The organism is Campylobacter portucalensis (genome assembly GCF_009690845.1).
Taxonomy (GTDB): Bacteria; Campylobacterota; Campylobacteria; order Campylobacterales; family Campylobacteraceae; genus Campylobacter_B; species Campylobacter_B portucalensis.
Genome location: NZ_VWSJ01000034.1, coordinates 1 through 17,724 on the forward strand (window position 1 = coordinate 1; position 17,724 = coordinate 17,724).

Consider the following 17,724-nt stretch of genomic DNA (forward strand, 5'->3'; position numbering starts at 1 on the left):
GAAATTTATTCTGTTTTATTTAAGGGTTGGATAAAGTGGATTTTTTGTAAAGATATTTAAAATTTTTTATGAATTTAGTATTGATAAATATCGTATTTTGTTATGATTTCATAAATCATATTTTTTTGTTTTTCTAAATTATCAACACCTTTTATTTCAAATATCTTTTTTATGGTCGCAGGTCTTCCTGATAATATATATACTATATCGCATAAATGCAAAACTTCTTCGATATCGTGGCTGATAATTAAACTAGTTAAGTTCATCTTATTTTTTATATCTAAAAACCACTTATGTATTTCGTGTTTGGTAAAATAATCTAATGCCGAAAAAGGTTCATCCAAAAGTACTATATCATCACTAAACATATATGTTCTAAGAAGTGCTGCTCTTTGTCTTTCTCCACCAGATAGTGAATTTGGATATTTATTTTCTAAACCTTTTAGGCCAAAAATTTCTAGTTTTGATTCTATTTTTTCTTTTATATATTTTTTGCTTTTTTTTTGTATCACCAAAGGCAGTGCAATATTATTATATACAGTTTTAAAAGGAAGCAATAGATCTTTTTGCAACATATAGCTTATTTTGATATTTTTATCATATATTATTTCACCCGATGTTTGTTTTAATAAGCCCGCTATTATATTAAATAATGTACTTTTACCTATTCCGCTAGGTCCAATCACTCCTATTGTTTCGCCTTTTTTAACGCTTAAATTTATATCTTTTAGTATCTCTTTATCATCAAATTTATGGCATATGTTTTTAATATTCAAGATAGTCATTATTCATTCCTTCTCCGCTTTTCATTTTTTTGTCTATAAGTTTATTTTCATATAGCCAATTATAAAAATCATCCCATCTTTTTTTATCTATATATCCAAATTTACCGTTTTCATCAAGATATTGTGTTGATATAAATTCTTGACTTAAATATATTAAATTCTTATCTGTTTCTGGAGCATTTTTTATGAAAATATCTGCTGCTTCTTTGTGATTTTTAGCTGCAAATTCATAGCCTTTTTTTATTGCAGATAAAATTTTTTTAGCTAATTTCGGATTTTCTTTTAAAAATGTTTTATTTGCTATTATTACTGGTGAATAATAGTCAAATTTTGGCTCAAAATCCCTTAAAAAGAAAAAATTGGTTTCAACGTTTTTTAGTTTTGAGTTCATATAATCCCACCCATAAAATGCCATAATATAATCAAATAAATTCATCTTCAATGCAGTTACTGCATCTGTTGATTCTCCTGGTATAAATTTAATATCATCTCCTACGATATGCTTAATAATCGCATCATCAATCTTATCATCCCAAGTGGAAAATCTAAGCCCATTTAAATCACTAGGTTTTTTTATATCATCTTTTCTTAGACTCATTATGCCCATTGTATTGTGTTGTAAAATGGCAGCGACAGCTATTATATCTGCACCTTTATTTAAATATTTAACTAAATTTGGTTGAAAATGAATACCAAATTCCGCTCTTTTTGCAGCCACTATCTTTGCAGCACTATCTTCTGCAGGTTGAACTATATTTACCTTTATCCCTAATTCTTTAAAATACCCTTTTTCTTTTGCGACAAATAGCCCTGTATGATTAGTATTTGGAACCCAATCTAGCACAAAAGTAATCTCTTTTAAATTTGATTTTTGTTCATCTTTTTCTTTGCAACCTATAATAAACATAAATGCAATTATAAATATTAAAATTTTTCTCATTTTTATCTCCTGTTGTTTAATATTTTATTATTTTTTTCTCTAATTTATCTATTAAATTCATTAAAATTAAACTAAGAAAGCTTATTAGAAATATTACTGCAAACATCTTATCTATAGCAAATGCTTTTTTTACTCTAGTCATATAGACACCCAGTCCATAATATCCACCTAGCCACTCTGCTATTACAGCAGAAATCAATGCATAAGACATTGAAACTTTCAAACCCGATAAAAAATATCTAAATGAACTTGGTATTTTTAAGTGTTTGTAAATTTGAAATTTACTAGCACCCATTGATTTAAATAAATTTAAACTATCTTTATCTATTGATTTATATCCCTCTAATAAAGAGACTAAAAGTGGAAAAAATGTAGATAAAATGACTAACACAATTTTAGGCTTCATATAATACCCAAGCCATATTATGAGCAATGGAGCAATTGCGACAGTCGGTATGGTTTGGCTAAGTAGGGCTATTGGATATATTAACTCATACACAATTTTATATCTATCCATAATTAAAGACAGCATAAAGCTAAATATTATAGATATACCAATCCCCAAAAATGCAACCATTAGAGTATGATAACTATGCATCAGTAGTAGATTAAAATCAGTAATAAAAGCCTTGATTACATCCAAAGGCGATGGTAAAATTAGTCTATCAATTATATTTAAATTTACGAAAATTTCCCAAATAATCAATATAAAATACAGTAATATGTATTTTTTAAAACTTTTCATATTTGCCCCTAAATTTACAAACAATAAATTTCTCATAGCATAATTGCTAGTAGATTTAAATTTACTTATGAAGCAAATGCTATAAATTTATTTGAATTAAATAGACAATGCCTCAAATTTAAAACCATCAAAGTATCACAGTTACTTTTAATAACGATATTATACTAAAAAATATTATCAATCTTAAATATTTATCAAAAAATTTGCAAATTACCACTTGTGTCATATCGCTAAATAGTGATTTATTATCCTAAATTTAAAATGAAATCTATTTTTAAATCAATAAATTTCATTAAATCCTATAAAAATTATCTATTTTATAAATTTAATTTTACTAAGAAATTTAGTGAGTTTTTTCTTATAGTTTATGGATTATTATTTGAAATAATTTTATAAAACAAAATCTAAAATTATTGTTTTGTTTGATATTTTAAAGATGAAAGATTTTGAAGAAGTAGTAAAACTACTTCTTTTATTTATTTTGCATTCGCTTCAATTTCGATTTCTAGCTTAACTTCACTTCCAAGAGCCACACTTGATTCTCCAACACCAAAAGCCGTTCTATCTATTTTTCCTTCTAAAGTAAATCCTATTTTATCGGCTTTATCATTTTTTATTTCTCCTCCAAAATCATAATCAAGTGTAATTGGCTTTGTAACACCTTTGATTGTCAAATTTCCTTTAACCTTTCCCTCATCTTGACTCTCTGCGATAAATTCAGTCATTTCAAATTTCATTTCTGGAAATTTTTTAGCATCAAAATAGTCTGCTTGTTTTAGATGATTATCTCTGTTATTATTATTTGTATTTACTGAATCAATTGCTATTGTAGCGTTTAATTTTTTTAATTTTTTTGTATTTTCGTCAAAATCTATATCGCCAGAAAATTTGTTGAAATTTCCCTTAACATTACTAATTTGCATATGTTTGATTTTAAAACCAACTTGAGAATGTGCAGTATCGACTACATAATCTTTTGCGTTTGCAAAATTTACGATCAGCAAAGAACTAGCCGCGATTGATAATAAAATTTTTTTCATAATAGATCCTTTTCTTAATAAATTCAACGAGTATTTTACATTTATAAATTAAACAAAATTTGTTTTATTTAAATTTTTGATTAAAATTTCAAGTAAATCTTTGAAATTTAGTAAATTTTAAAAGCTATTTTTATTTTGACTTATTTGTTTTAAAGTTAAATTATAAATTTAATGATTTACAATAAGCCAACTTTTAATTTATGACTATCAAAATTTAATCTTTTTCCATCCAAAAGATCTAAAAATTCATTGCTTTTTAATACATAAAAATCATGCAAGCTTCTATTTTTAACATATTGTAAATCTTTTTTGAGCGTGTCGAACATAAAAAAATCACTCTCATTATTTACTAGTAAAAAATCAGCTCCGCTATCAAAGGCATCAAAAATTATATTAGAAGCTACTTTAATAGCTACTTCTTTATCAAATTTATAAATTTCATATCCACAATCTCTTTCTTGAGAGTTGAATTCTTTTAAATTTGCTATTTTTTTGATAAAATTTCTTGCATCCTTATCGTTATAAACTGCTATATTAAATTGGCTAAAATCAGTTTTAAAATTTTTATTTTTTATATCTGCAAAATTAACTATTTTTTGTTTTGAAAAATCTTTTAGATTTAGCATTTTTCTTAAATTTTGAATTATATTTTCTGTGTTAAATGGATCATTTAAAAGAAATTTAGGCTTTTGATAATAATAAATTTGATCTTTTATGAAATCTAAAATTTTTTCCTTTTTATTAGGAAATTTTTGAATTAAATTATAGGCAAAAACAAATGCAGAATTTCCTAAAAAATCATCCTTAAAATCTCTAATATCGCTAGAATAAAAAAGAGGTTCTAAATTTAAATAAAAATCTTTTTCATCTAAAATTTCATCTCCTAAATTTTGACTAAATTCATCAAACACGCCCATAAAATCATCATTGTTTATAATCTCATCTTTTATAGATCTTTTTTCAATTAAAGGAGAAATTTTTATAAAATTTCCAGTTTTATTTAAAATTTCATTAAAATTTTCATCTAAATTTACTAAACAGTCATTTACTTTTACAAATTTAACACCCTTAAATTCAAAATACGGATCTTGTTTTTTTATGTCATAAAAAAGCTCTTTTAAGTCCTTAAAATCAGCATTTTTATATATATACGGCTTAAAATAACTTGCCCAATCCATCTTAATATCATAACGATAAATTTCAACCTCTAACATATCACTTCCTTTAAAAATTTAAAAAAAATTATATCAAAATTAATCTTATAAAGAGTTTTTAACAAAAATTTATATAAAATACTTTATTATGGATAAAGAAAAATTTATTATTTCGAAATTTGAGAATAAATTTATAGGCGATGATGGCGCTGTGGTTGGAAATTATGTTTATAGTAAAGATATTTTTTTAGAAAATACACATTTTAAAAGAGGCTGGCTAAGTGATTATGAAATCGGCAAAAAGGCTATGTTAATTAATATTAGCGATATAATCGTAATGAATGCAGTACCAAAATACGTACTTTTAGGGCTTATGATACCAAGAAATATGGAATTTGCAAAAATAATAGAGCTTAAAAAAGGTATTAAAGAAGTTTGTGATAAATTTGGAGTTGTGATTATTGGTGGCGATACAGTTGGCTCAAATTTGCTTGGCATTAGTGTTAGCGTTATTGGTTTTAGTAAAAAAGCTATTTTTAGAAATGCTATGAAAAAGGGCGAGATACTGGCATTTACTGGAAATTTAGGTTCAAGCTTAAAAGGACTTAGAGCCTTACAAAATGGCGGTAAAATCGGTAAAAATTCAAGATTTAGAAATATTATTTTAAGGGATAAATTTTTCTATAAAGCATCAAAATTTATAAACTCAGCAATGGATATAAGCGATGGTTTAGCTAGTGATTTACCTAAATTTATTCGAGATAAAAATATAAAATTTCTTAAAAATTTAAGCAAATTTGAGTTTTTAAGTGGCGAGGAGTATGAGATTTTATTTAGCTTTAATAAAAAGCATAAATTTAGAATAATAAACGAAGCAAAAAGAGCAAGGATAAATTTAAAAATTTTTGGAGAAACGACATATGGAAAATATAAAAAAAGAGCAAGAAGTTGGCATTTTTAAACCACTTTATGTATTAGATCATACACCTATAAATGCCTATTTTAGCAAAAATTCAGATGATTTTGTGGTAAGAGAAATTCCTCTTTATGAATTTAGCGGCAATGGTGAGCATTTGATTTTAAATATTGGTAAAAAAGATTTAACTACTTATGAAGCACTTAGAATTTTAAGCGAAATTTCTGGAGCAAAGATGCGTGATTTTGGATATGCTGGATTGAAAGATAAAGAAGGCTTTACTACTCAGTTTATCTCAATGCCTAGAAAATTTGAAGAAAATTTAAAAAATTTTAGTCATGAAAAGTTAAAAATTTTAAATACAACGACTCATAATAATAAATTAAGAATCGGACATTTAAAGGGGAATGCATTTTTTTTGCGACTTAAAAAAGTAGATAGTGTTAATGCTTTTAAAATTCAAGAAGCTTTTTTAAATATCGATAAAATAGGCTTTGCGAACTATTTTGGATATCAAAGATTTGGTAAATTTGGGGATAATGCAAAACAGGGAGAGGATATTTTAAAAAACAAATTAAAGATTAAAAATCCTAAAATTAAAGATTTTTTAATTTCTGCTTATCAAAGTGAGCTTTTCAATAAGTGGCTTAGCAAGAGAGTAGAAATTTCTAAATTTATACGAGATTTTAGCCCTAAAGAGATAAAAGAAATTTATAAATTTAGCGATTTGGATATAAAAAAATTAAAAAATCAGGATAGTTTTTTTAAAATTTTAAGTGGTGATGTGCTTGGGCATTATCCGTTTGGCAAACTATTTTTATGTGAAAATTTAGAGGATGAAATAAATAGATTTAAAAATAGAGATACTACTGTATGTGGGCTTTTGGTTGGTAAAAAATCATTTCGAAGTATTAATTTAGCTAAAAATTTAGAGGATGAAATTTATAAAAATGCTTATGAGTATGAAAATTTAATGAGTGGTGGAAGGAGATTTGCTTGGAGTTATTTAAAAAATGCAAATTTAAAGTACAATCCACAAACAGCACAAGTTAATTTATCATTTGAGCTTGATAAGGGAAGTTATGCAACTGTGATTTTAGAAGAAATTTTGCACAAAAATATTTTTGATTAAATTTATATTTCATCTAAAATTTATTAAAATTTAGCTAAAATACGAGCTTTGGTGTGATGAGTAATCGCGTGAAAACGAGGAAAGTCCGAGCTGCTTTAAGACAGGGTTCCATCTAACGGATGGCTAGGGTAACCTAAGGGATAGTGCAACAGAAAGCAAACTACTGCAAATGCAGAAAAGGTGAAACGGTAGAGTAAGAGCCTACCAGCGTTTTTGGCAACATTAACGGCTATGTAAACCCAACTCGCAGCAAGAAGGGGCGGTTTAGTCTTATATAAAACCCTTCGCTTGAGCTAAATTGCAAAATTTAGCCTAGATAAATGATTACTTGAAAAACAGAACTCGGCTTATAGTTACACCAAAATTCTTTATTAAATGAGATAGATTAAAATTAAAAATTTGTATAATATTAATTTTTATATTATACAAATCATACTATAATACAAAAAAATAGTGAAGGAAAAAAATGGAAAATATTTATGATTTAGTTATAATTGGCGGTGGTCCATGTGGGTTGGCTTCTGTAGTTGAAGCAAAAGTTGCTGGCATTAAAAGTGTTTTATTGCTCGAAAAAGGAACTAATCACTCTCAAACTATAAGAACTTTTTATAAAGATAATAAAAGAGTTGATAAAGAATATAAAGGCTTAGAGAGTCAAACAAAAGGAAGAGTTAAATTTGAAACAGGCACAAAGGAAGACGTTTTAAATTATTTTGATTCTCTTTTAGATAGTGAAAATATCGATGCTTTTTTTAATACCGAAGTAGAAAAAGTGATAAAAAATGGCGATATTTTTGAAATTTATACTTCAAATAAAATCTATAAATCAAAATTTGCAATAATAGCAATTGGCAGAATGGGAAAACCAAATAAGCCTAGTTATAAAATTCCTCCATCATTAAATGGAATTGTAAATTTTAATCTTGATAAGTGCGGAAATAATGAGAGAATTTTAGTAGTAGGTGGCGGAAATTCTGCCGTAGAATATGCTATTAGTTTATCAAGAACAAATACAGTAACTCTATCTTATAGAAAGATGGAATTTACAAGATTAAATGATATAAATTTAAAAGATATAAAATATGAAGAAAAATATGGAAATTTAATTCTTAGATTGGGCACTGATGTAGAGAGCTTGGAAAATGAAGAGGGTAAAATTTTAGCTAAATTTAAAGATGGTCGAGAATTCATTTATGATAGAGTTATTTATGCTATTGGCGGTTCAACACCTGTTGAGTTTTTGAAAAATTCTAATGTTGAGATTGATGATAAAGGAGTTCCTATTGTGGATGAGTATTGTCAAACAAAAATAAAGGGGCTGTATATAGGCGGAGATTTAATAACAAGAAGTGGTGGTTCTATAGTTTTTGCACTAAATCATTCAAACACTATAATAAATCACATTGTAAACAAATAATGCTTATATATCAATTAAAAGATGGATATAGATACAATAGTGATACGATAATGCTTTATGATTTTGCTCTTAGCTTAAAACCTAAGGGCGAAATTTTAGAAGTAGGGGCTGGTTCTGGCGTGCTTGGGCTTTTATTAAAACGAGATTTAAAAGATATAAATTTAACTTTGATGGATATACAAGAGCAAAATATAATTCTTTGCAAAAAAAATGCTTTAGAAAATGGTCTGGAGTGCAAAATTTTACATGCTGATTTTAGTAATTTTAAGTCATCAAAAAGATTTGATTTTATAGTTTCAAATCCACCTTTTTATCATGATGGCGTTATAAAAAGCAAAAATTCTCACATCAATATAAGCAGATATGCATCAAATTTAAGCTTAGAAATTTTAATATCAAATTCAAATTCTCATCTAAAGCCACATGGTTCGATTATATTTTGCTATGATGCCAAGCAAATTATGGACGTGATTTATGTTTTGCGTAAAAATAAATTTTGTTTAACTAAGTTGAAATTTATACATCCAAAAAGCAAAAAAAGTGCAAAAATTGCATTAATTGAAGCAAAAAAAAGTTCAAAATCTCTGTGTGAAGTGTTGGAGAGTTTTTATTTAAATGATGATTTTGGATACACAAAAGAGGCTGACTTAATATTTAAAAATCTAAATTTAAAGAGTCAAAATGTGTGAAGTAAAGAGCGGATTTAAATACTCATTTGATCCTAAAAAATGTGAAATTTGTAAAGGTAAGTGTTGTATCGGTGAGAGTGGATATATTTGGATAAATGATGATGAAATTTATAGGTTATCAAAACATTTAAATTTAGAAGTAGAAGATTTCAAAAAAAGATATCTTATAAAAATTGGCTCAAGATATAGCATAAGAGAAAAACCATATAATTTTGGGTTTGCATGCAAATTTTTTGATGAAAAAACTTTAAATTGCTCTATATATGAATTTCGCCCTAATCAGTGCAGAACTTTTCCATTTTGGGACTATTTTAAGAAAAATTTTAAAGAATTGGAGTTGGAATGTATAGGTGTAAAATTATTGTCAAATTAATATTTTGTCTTTTATTGAGTTTAAAATTAAATGCTAAAAGCTTTGAAGAAAAGATGAAATTTGATCAACAAGAAAATTTTTTGATATTAAAAGCTTTATTTTTAGATAAAGAATTAAAGCATCAAGAAAGCGTGGAAACTTACAAAAAACTATATAATCTTACTAAAAATCAAGAATATCTTCTTGAAGGATTACTGATTGCTTATGAAAAAAATCTTCCAAGTTTTGTTGAAATTTTTAAATTAGGCGATAAAAATTTGCAAAATAGCGTAGAATTTTTAAAAATTAAAATAAATCATTTAGTCAATATCAATAAATTAAGTCAAAGTTTAGAGGTTGCAAAAAAAATAGTTGCATTAGAAAAAAATTCTGAAAATTATCATATTTTAGGCAGTATCCAAGAATATATGGGGCTAAATAGCAGTGCTTTGCAAAATTATAAAATTTCTTATGAAATGGATAAAAATCAAGATAGTTTGCTAAAGATGGCAAAAATGTTTTTATATAAATTAAATGACGAAAAATCAGCAATTGAGATTTTAGAAACGCATAGAAGATTAAATGGATGCACGCAAGCAATTTGCACGGTTTTGGCTGACATTTACCAACAAAACAAAAACTATCCTTCGATGATTGAAATTTATCAAGATCTTTATGAGGTTACTAAAAAAACGGTTTTTTTAGATTATATTTTGGAGTTTTATTTATATTTTAAAGATACAAAAAGGGCTAAAAAAATTTTAGAAAAATATAATTATCAAAATAAAATTTTAATTGAACTTTATGGATACGATAATGAATTTGACAAAGCCATAAAAAAAGCAAATGAGAGTTTTAAAAATACAAACGATTTGGAATTTTTAGCTTTAGAAGCTATGTATTTATATGAAAAAAATATACCAAATATCAGCGATAATGACTTAAAAGAAGTGGTAGATAAATTTTCAAAATCAGTGCCGAATTTAGATATGGATATTTATGATAATTTTTATGGATACGTGTTAATTGATCATAATATTGATATCAATAAAGGGATGGAATTTGTAAATAAAGCTCTTTTAAAACAGCCAAATTCGCCTTTTTATCTTGACTCTTTAGCTTGGGGATATTATAAATTAAATGATTGTAAAAAAGCGTATGAGGTTATAAAAAACATTAATCCAAATGAGAACAATTTTTTTGAACATTTAGATTTCAAAGAGCATATGAATGCTATAAATGAGTGCTTAAATAAAAAATGAGGCTGATATGATACTAGATGAAATTTTAATTAAAACAAGATATGATTTAGAAAAAAGGAAAAAAGATCTTCCTTTTGATTTATTAGGTAGAAGTTTGGCTTCTAATGTTTATATTCCAAGAGATGTTATAAAAGCTTTAACTACAAATTTAGATGATCCATTTAAAATAATAGCAGAAATCAAAAAAGCAAGTCCTAGCAAGGGGGTTATTAGAGAAAATTTTAGCCCTGTTGATATAGCAGTTGAGTATCAAAAAGGTGGAGCTAACGCTTTTTCTATCCTAACCGAACCACACTTTTTTCAGGGAAATTTAGAATATTTAAGCGAAGTTAGACACTACTCAAATTTACCAATTTTAAGAAAAGATTTTATAATTGATGAGTATCAAATTTTAGAGAGTTTAGTTTATGGTGCTGATTTTATTTTGCTAATAGCTAAGGTTTTAAGTCAAAAAGAGCTAAAAAGATTGCTAGATTTTGCAAGGAGATTGGGGCTAGAGGCTTTAGTTGAAACTCACGATGCAAGAGATGTCAAAAATGCCATTTTTGCTGGAGCAGATATAATTGGTATAAATCATAGAGATTTGCAAACTTTTGATATGCATATGGATTTAACTCAAAAGCTTATTCCTTTGATTCCAAATAATAAAATTATCGTCGCCGAGAGTGGATTAAAGGATAATTTGCAATTAAGAGAACTAAACAAAATCGGTGTTGATGCGTTTTTAATAGGTGAAACATTTATGAGACAAGATGATGTTTGTATGGCGGTTAAAAAGATGAAAGGAGATATTTGATGAAATATCTTTGTGCTCCGTGGAGAAGTGAATATTTTAGTAAAAAAAGAAGTGATTGTGTTTTTTGTGACGCATTAAATTCGCCAAAAAACGATGAGAAAAATGGAGTTTTGTTTAGGGCTAAAAATTGCTTCGGGATAATGAATTTATATCCATATAATCCAGGGGCTTTTATGATTATACCAAATTTACATATTGATAATATTGAAAATCTAGATAATGAAATTTGGCAAGAGATGAGTTATTATGTAAAGATCGGTGTTGAAATTTTAAAAGATAAAATCAATGCAAATGGTGTAAATATCGGTATGAATTTAGGTGCTGCGGCTGGAGCTGGAATAGCTGAGCATGTGCATTATCATTTAGTGCCAAGATGGAGTGGAGATACGAATTTTATAACCACAATATCTTGCGTAAGAGTAAATGGCGTTCCATTTGCAAATTTGTATGAAAAAATAAAAAGTGGATTTTTAGAAATTAGAAAAAACTTATAAAAATTAGTATTTATAAATAAAATATTTTGATATAATTTTTATTTTTAGTATATTTTAAGGATTGAAAGTGGCATTAGTTAGCGTAGAAGAAGCGATACAAGATATAAAAAATGGCAAGATGATAGTAATTGTTGATGATGAAGATAGGGAAAATGAAGGCGATATAGTTTTTGCTGGAGCTTTTTGTAATCACGAAAAGGTAAATTTTGCAATTACTCACGCAAAAGGGGTTTTATGCACCCCTGTTAGTAAGGATGTGGCTAAAAAATTAGGATTTGAGCCGATGGTTAAAGATAATACTTCAAATCACGAAACAGCTTTTACTATAACTGTTGATGCTAAAAATGCAACCACAGGTGTTAGTGCATCTGAGCGTGATATGACGATAAAACTTATTACAAATTATAAAATTTCAACACCAAATGATTTTGTAGCACCTGGACATATTTTTCCTCTTATTGCTAAAGATGGCGGAGTTCTTGAAAGGATTGGTCATACTGAAGCTAGTGTTGATTTATGTATTTTAGCAGGACTTGCACCAGTGAGTGTGATTTGTGAAATAGTAAATGATGATGGAACGATGGCAAGAAGGGATGATTTGGATAAATTTTGTGAAAAATTTAACTTAAATATGCTTAGCATAGCAGATCTTGTTAAATATCGTTTAAAGCATGAAACTTTAGTTAAATTTAGTCAGATTAAAAATGGATTTTTAGCAGGGAGGGAAGCTAAATTTTATGAAATCAAAGATCATAAAAATAGAACTCATAAAGCCTATATTTTTGGCGATATACAAAAAAATACAAATGTTAAATTTTACCAAACAACAAGCGATTATGAATTTTTAACTACAGAAAAATTTGATGAATTTCAAAGAGCTTTAGAAATTTTAAAAACTCAAAATGGGGTTTTGATTTTTTTTGATAAGCAAAATGACGATGAGATTAAAAATTTTGGCATTGGAGCTCAAATTCTAGCACATTTAAATATAAAAGATATAGTAGTTATAAGCAAAAGCAAAGATCAAGAATTTGCAGGACTTAGCGGATTTGGGTTGAATATTATAGGATATAAATAAAAGCTAAATTTAAAATTTTTTATTAAGGATAATTATGAAAGTAAAAGATATTTATGCAATGATTAGCATAATTTTTGCTACAAATTTTAAAAGCATTATAGAAAGAGATAAATTTGATAATATTGCACCAAATTGGATATTAAAAAATGAAAGCGATGAAAATAAAAAAGCTCATGAGTTTTGGCATAAGGCTATAAATAGCGATTATGATGAAATTTGTAAAGATTTTGAAAATTTAAAAGATTGTTTTGATATATCATTTTTTAAACTTGTAAATGATACTGATTTAACGCTATTTTATGAAAAAATTCGCTACAAAAAGCCATTTTTAGATCTTCCATCTAGCCATAGTGCAAATATGTTAGCACTTCTTGGAGCTATATTTAAAAGCGATGATAATGATAAAACTCATAATTTTTTGGGATTATATCTAAGCAATTATTTTGTTTTGTCATTTAGAGCATTAAGCGAGCACTTGAAAATTTATGCAAAAAGTGATTATTATAAGGCGATGGGCTGGTTTTTGGATGATTATTTAAAGATGATAAAAATAACATTAGGGCTTAAAATTTGAGTAGTTGGAATAATATTTATAGCACATTTGACCCTGTAGCGTTTGAAATTTTTGGACTTAAGGTGCATTGGTATGGATTGATGTATGTAATTGCTCTTATTTTGGCACTTTATTTAGCTAAATATTTTTCAAAAAAAGATAAATTTCCTTTTAGTGAAAAAGAGCTTGATAGATATTTTATTTGGGTAGAAATTGGAGTGATTTTAGGAGCAAGGCTTGGATATATTTTTATTTATTCTAATGCTCAAATTTATTATTTAACTCATCCGTGGGAAATTTTTAATCCTTTTTATAATGGCAAATTCGTAGGAATTAGCGGAATGAGTTATCATGGTGCTGTCATTGGATTTATACTAGCAACATTATTTTATTGTAAAAAATACAAAACAAATGTCTTAATTTTGCTTGATTTGGTTGCTTTAAGCATACCTCTTGCTTATTTTTTTGGAAGAGTTGGAAATTTTTTAAATCAAGAACTTTTTGGAAAAGTTACAGACGTTTCTTGGGGAATTTATGTAGATGGGGTTTTAAGACATCCTAGTCAAATTTATGAGGGAATTTTAGAGGGAGTTATAATATTTATTATATTATTTATATATAGAAAATATAAAAAATATAATGGAGAGCTTATATGTTTATATGGATTTTTATATTCAGTTATGAGATTTATAAGTGAAATTTTTAGAGAGCCAGATGCAGGGCTTGGAACTTATGCTTTTGAATTGAGTATGGGGCAAATTTTATCTTGTATTATGATAATTTTTTCTTTAATTTTATATGCTTATATAATTTTTATAAATAAAATCAAAACAAAAATTTAAGTATTCAAAAAGCATATAAGTTGTATAATTGCACATGATTTTATCAAAATAAGGAGTTTTTATGGAAGGTGTGATTGAAGGGTTTTTTGGAAAAACTGCCGATGGTAAAAAAAGTCGAATCCCAGCCCTGCAAGATAAGTTGCAAAGTTTAAGCGGTTTAATTTTGGCTGTTTTTATGCTGTGTCATATGATTTTTACAGGTACAATTATTTTTGGAAAAGAGGCTTTTAATGGAGTTGTGAGTTTTGCTGAACCTTTTGGAATTCATCAAATAACAAATTTTATAGCTTTTGTAATTTTTATTATTTTTTTGATTCATGCTTTTTTAGCAATGCGAAAATTTCCAGCAAATTATAAAGCATACTTAGCTTTTAAGGCACATAAAATTCGTATGAAACATTGCGATACAACTCTTTGGTGGTTTCAATTTTTAAGTGGATTTTTACTATTTTTCTTTGCTAGTGCTCATTTGATTGCTATAATTTTTGGTGAAAAAATAGATGCCAATCTATCAATTGCAAGATTTCATCAACTCCATATTTTTTATATTTTGCTGTTGATTGTAACAGTAACGCACGCCAGTATCGGTACTTATAGGCTTTATATTAAATGGATAAGCATAGATGGAGTCAAGAAAGAAGAAATGATATCAAAAAGACATAAATTTAAAAAACTAAATTTCTTAATTTGGGGCTGTTTTTTGGCTTTTTCTATAGTAGCAGATATAATTTGGCTTATAAGATAAGGAGAATTTATGAATGTAGTTTATTGTGATGCATTAGTTATTGGGGGTGGCTTGGCTGGTCTTAGGGCTGCTATAGGTGCTTCTAGTAAAGGAAACACTACTATTGTTTTAAGTCTTTGTCCTGTTAGAAGATCTCACTCTGCAGCTGCTCAAGGCGGTATGCAAGCAAGTTTAGGAAATTCAAAAATGAGCGAAGGCGATAATGAGGATATACATTTTGCAGATACTGTAAAAGGAAGTGATTGGGGATGTGATCAAGAAGTTGCTAGAATGTTTTGTCAAACAGCACCTAAAGCTATTAGAGAGCTAGCAAGCTGGGGCGTTCCTTGGACTAGAATCAAAAAAGGGAAAAGAAGTGCTGTCATAAATGCACAAAAAACTATTATTGAAGAAAAAGATGAAGTTTATGGACTTATCCACTCAAGAGATTTTGGTGGAACAAAAAAATGGAGAACCTGTTATACGGCTGATGCAACAGGACACACTATGCTTTTTGGGGTTGCAAATGAGTGCGTAAAGCATGATATAGATATTAGAGATAGAAAAGAAGCGATTGCTTTAATTCATAAAAATAATCGTTGCTATGGTGCTGTAGTGAGGGATTTGATAAATGGAAATATTGAAGCATATGTAGCTAGAGGGACTTTAATAGCAACTGGCGGATATGGCAGGGTTTATAAACACACAACAAATGCTGTGATATGCGAAGGTGTTGGTATAGCTATAGCTCTTGAGACTGGAATTGCGCAACTTGGTAATATGGAAGCAGTGCAATTTCATCCAACTCCAATTGTTCCAAGCGGAATTTTACTAACTGAGGGATGCAGGGGTGATGGTGGAATTTTAAGAGATGTTGATGGACACCGATTTATGCCTGATTATGAACCTGAAAAAAAAGAACTTGCTAGTAGGGATGTTGTAAGTAGACGCATAATGGAGCATATCAGAAAAGGTAAAGGCGTAAAAAGTCCATATGGAGATCACGTTTGGCTTGATATTTCTATTTTGGGTAGGGAGCATATAGAGACAAATTTAAGAGACGTTCAAGAAATTTGTAAAATTTTTAACGGGATAGATCCTGCTGATGAAGGTGCAAAGGGATGGGCACCGATTTTACCTATGCAACACTACTCAATGGGGGGAATTCGCGTTAAGCCAAATGGAGAGAGTCAAACTTTAAAAGGATTGTTTAGTTGCGGTGAGGCGGCTTGTTGGGATTTGCATGGATTTAATAGGCTTGGTGGAAATTCTGTTGCTGAGACTGTTGTTTCTGGTATGATAGTAGGGGATTATTTTGGTGATTTTTGTAAAAATAATGAAATAGATATAAGTACTCAAGATATCGCTAAATTTGTAGATAAACAAGTTGATTATATACAAAATTTGCTAAACAAAAAAGGCAAATATAACGTTTATGAAATAAAAAATAAAATGAAAGAAATTATGTGGGAACATGTTGCTATCTTTAGAGTGGGCGAGGGGCTTCAAAAGGCTGTAAATGAGCTTGAAGAGTTGCTAAAAGAGTGTGATAGCATTGAAATTAAAAATAAAGCCAAATTTGGAAATCCAGAGCTTGAAGATGCGTATAGAACTCCAAAAATGATAAAATTAGCACTTTGTGTAGCAAAAGGAGCGCTTGATAGAACAGAAAGCAGAGGTGCTCACTATAGAGAAGACTATCCAAAAAGAGATGATGCTAATTGGTTAAAAAGAACTCTTTCATCTTGGAAGGATGGCGATACAATGCCAACTATCACGTATGAAGATTTAGATATTATGAGTATGGAGATGCCGCCAGCATTTAGGGGATATGGTGCTAAAGGCAATATTATAGAAAATGAAAAAAGTGCTATTAGACAAAAAGAAGTTGATGAGATAAGAGAGAAAATGGAAATTGAAGGCAAGAGTAGGGCTGAAATTCAAAATGCTTTAATGTATTATGAACTTCAACCTAAATTTAAAGCACCAAATGAAAGAGTAGGAGTAGATAATGAGTAGAAAAATAACTATAAAAGCTCTAAAATATAATCCTTTAAGCAAAATTTCAAAACCACACTTTGCTACATATGAGCTTGAAGAAACTAGTGGAATGACTCTTTATGTGGCTTTAACTCAAATAAGAGAGAAATTTGATTCTGATTTAAGTTTTGATTTTGTTTGTAGGGCTGGAATTTGTGGAAGTTGTGCTATGGTTGTAAATGGCAAACCATCGCTTGCTTGCAGAACTTTAACAAAAGACTTTAAAGATGGCATAATAGAGCTTATGCCGCTTCCTGTTTTTAAACTTATAAAAGATTTAAGCGTAAATACTGGCGAGTGGATGGCAAGGATGAACAAAAGAGTTGAAAGCTGGATTCATACCAGTAAGATTACAGATATTTCAAAAATAGAAACAAAAGTAGATCCTGCTTTAGCACAAGAAACTTTTGAACTAGATCGTTGCATTGAATGTGGAATTTGCGTGGCTTCTTGCGGAACTGCTTTAATGAGAGAGGATTTTTTAGGTGCTGTTGGATTAAATCGTGTTGCAAGATTTAAAGCCGATCCTTTGGATGAAAGAAACGATGAAGATTTTTATGAATTAATAGGCGATGATAATGGAATTTTTGGTTGTATGAGCTTGCTTGGATGTGAAGATAATTGCCCAAAACACCTGCCTTTACAAAATCAAATCGCTTTCATTAGACGAAAGTTATCTAGCGTGAATTAGATTCTAGTCCTAAATTTAGGACTAGATTTTATAAATGCACTCTTAAAATTTAAATCAGTGTTATAAATTAAGCT

The 17,724-nt window shown here is 28.2% G+C and carries 19 protein-coding genes and 1 other RNA gene; 15 read left to right on the top strand and 5 right to left on the bottom strand.

The genetic code is table 11. From position 1 onward, the window contains the following. Positions 1 to 74 precede the first annotated feature (74 nt). From F1B92_RS07630 to F1B92_RS07650, 5 genes are all read right to left on the bottom strand, one after another. A complete protein-coding gene (locus tag F1B92_RS07630) occupies positions 75 to 785 on the bottom strand; it encodes an ATP-binding cassette domain-containing protein (RefSeq protein WP_154571255.1) in 711 nt (236 codons plus the stop codon). Further along, positions 766 to 1,725, bottom strand: coding sequence for an ABC transporter substrate-binding protein (locus tag F1B92_RS07635; protein ID WP_154571256.1), 960 nt, complete (start codon positions 1,723 to 1,725; stop codon positions 766 to 768). Before F1B92_RS07635 ends, F1B92_RS07630 begins: the two co-directional genes overlap by 20 nt. 16 nt (positions 1,726 to 1,741) lie before the next feature. Continuing rightward, positions 1,742 to 2,470: an ABC transporter permease gene (locus F1B92_RS07640; protein WP_154571257.1), complete on the bottom strand. Its 729-nt coding sequence runs from the start codon at positions 2,468 to 2,470 to the stop codon at positions 1,742 to 1,744. A gap of 476 nt (positions 2,471 to 2,946) precedes the next feature. Then, on the bottom strand, positions 2,947 to 3,510 hold the full coding sequence (locus tag F1B92_RS07645) for a YceI family protein (RefSeq protein ID WP_154571258.1): 564 nt from the start codon (positions 3,508 to 3,510) through the stop codon (positions 2,947 to 2,949). Between the two features lie 176 nt (positions 3,511 to 3,686). Then, complete coding sequence (locus F1B92_RS07650; RefSeq protein WP_154571259.1) at positions 3,687 to 4,724, bottom strand: HdrB C-terminal domain-containing protein; 1,038 nt, start codon at positions 4,722 to 4,724, stop codon at positions 3,687 to 3,689. A gap of 88 nt (positions 4,725 to 4,812) precedes the next feature. Here F1B92_RS07650 and F1B92_RS07655 point away from each other — a divergent pair, with 88 nt between their 5' ends. The 15 genes from F1B92_RS07655 to F1B92_RS07725 all read left to right on the top strand — a co-directional run bounded on the left by F1B92_RS07655 (position 4,813) and on the right by F1B92_RS07725 (position 17,650). Continuing rightward, a complete protein-coding gene (locus F1B92_RS07655; RefSeq protein WP_154571260.1) occupies positions 4,813 to 5,625 on the top strand; it encodes a thiamine-phosphate kinase in 813 nt (270 codons plus the stop codon). Continuing rightward, positions 5,594 to 6,712 carry a tRNA pseudouridine(13) synthase TruD gene (truD, locus tag F1B92_RS07660; RefSeq protein ID WP_326833132.1) on the top strand — a complete coding sequence of 373 codons (1,119 nt, stop codon included), beginning with the start codon at positions 5,594 to 5,596 and terminating at the stop codon, positions 6,710 to 6,712. The genes F1B92_RS07655 and truD overlap by 32 nt, the downstream gene beginning before the upstream one ends. A gap of 48 nt (positions 6,713 to 6,760) precedes the next feature. Continuing rightward, an RNA gene (gene rnpB, locus F1B92_RS07665) (RNase P RNA component class A) lies at positions 6,761 to 7,078 on the top strand. Positions 7,079 to 7,178: 100 nt separating this feature from the next. Next, positions 7,179 to 8,129 carry an NAD(P)-binding domain-containing protein gene (locus tag F1B92_RS07670; RefSeq protein ID WP_154571261.1) on the top strand — a complete coding sequence of 317 codons (951 nt, stop codon included), beginning with the start codon at positions 7,179 to 7,181 and terminating at the stop codon, positions 8,127 to 8,129. Continuing rightward, complete coding sequence (locus F1B92_RS07675) at positions 8,129 to 8,818, top strand: tRNA1(Val) (adenine(37)-N6)-methyltransferase (protein ID WP_154571262.1); 690 nt, start codon at positions 8,129 to 8,131, stop codon at positions 8,816 to 8,818. The genes F1B92_RS07670 and F1B92_RS07675 overlap by 1 nt, the downstream gene beginning before the upstream one ends. Further along, a complete protein-coding gene (locus tag F1B92_RS07680; RefSeq protein ID WP_154571263.1) occupies positions 8,811 to 9,191 on the top strand; it encodes a YkgJ family cysteine cluster protein in 381 nt (126 codons plus the stop codon). The genes F1B92_RS07675 and F1B92_RS07680 overlap by 8 nt, the downstream gene beginning before the upstream one ends. 53 nt (positions 9,192 to 9,244) lie before the next feature. Beyond that, positions 9,245 to 10,432 carry a tetratricopeptide repeat protein gene (locus tag F1B92_RS07685; protein WP_229770976.1) on the top strand — a complete coding sequence of 396 codons (1,188 nt, stop codon included), beginning with the start codon at positions 9,245 to 9,247 and terminating at the stop codon, positions 10,430 to 10,432. A gap of 7 nt (positions 10,433 to 10,439) precedes the next feature. After that, complete coding sequence (trpC, locus tag F1B92_RS07690) at positions 10,440 to 11,228, top strand: indole-3-glycerol phosphate synthase TrpC (RefSeq protein ID WP_154571265.1); 789 nt, start codon at positions 10,440 to 10,442, stop codon at positions 11,226 to 11,228. Next, positions 11,228 to 11,722, top strand: a complete 495-nt coding sequence (locus tag F1B92_RS07695; protein WP_154571266.1) for an HIT family protein — start codon at positions 11,228 to 11,230, stop codon at positions 11,720 to 11,722. The genes trpC and F1B92_RS07695 overlap by 1 nt, the downstream gene beginning before the upstream one ends. 67 nt (positions 11,723 to 11,789) lie before the next feature. Next, positions 11,790 to 12,800, top strand: a complete 1,011-nt coding sequence (locus tag F1B92_RS07700) for a bifunctional 3,4-dihydroxy-2-butanone 4-phosphate synthase/GTP cyclohydrolase II (RefSeq protein WP_326833130.1) — start codon at positions 11,790 to 11,792, stop codon at positions 12,798 to 12,800. Positions 12,801 to 12,834: 34 nt separating this feature from the next. Next, complete coding sequence (locus F1B92_RS07705) at positions 12,835 to 13,374, top strand: hypothetical protein (protein WP_154571267.1); 540 nt, start codon at positions 12,835 to 12,837, stop codon at positions 13,372 to 13,374. Further along, positions 13,371 to 14,195 (top strand): prolipoprotein diacylglyceryl transferase, encoded by an 825-nt coding sequence (lgt, locus tag F1B92_RS07710; RefSeq protein ID WP_154571268.1) that lies wholly within the window; start codon positions 13,371 to 13,373, stop codon positions 14,193 to 14,195. Before F1B92_RS07705 ends, lgt begins: the two co-directional genes overlap by 4 nt. Positions 14,196 to 14,256: 61 nt before the next feature. Continuing rightward, on the top strand, positions 14,257 to 14,940 hold the full coding sequence (locus tag F1B92_RS07715; RefSeq protein ID WP_154571269.1) for a fumarate reductase cytochrome b subunit: 684 nt from the start codon (positions 14,257 to 14,259) through the stop codon (positions 14,938 to 14,940). Between the two features lie 9 nt (positions 14,941 to 14,949). Continuing rightward, complete coding sequence (locus F1B92_RS07720; RefSeq protein WP_154571270.1) at positions 14,950 to 16,938, top strand: fumarate reductase flavoprotein subunit; 1,989 nt, start codon at positions 14,950 to 14,952, stop codon at positions 16,936 to 16,938. Further along, complete coding sequence (locus tag F1B92_RS07725; protein WP_154571271.1) at positions 16,931 to 17,650, top strand: fumarate reductase iron-sulfur subunit; 720 nt, start codon at positions 16,931 to 16,933, stop codon at positions 17,648 to 17,650. The genes F1B92_RS07720 and F1B92_RS07725 overlap by 8 nt, the downstream gene beginning before the upstream one ends. Positions 17,651 to 17,724: the final 74 nt, after the last annotated feature.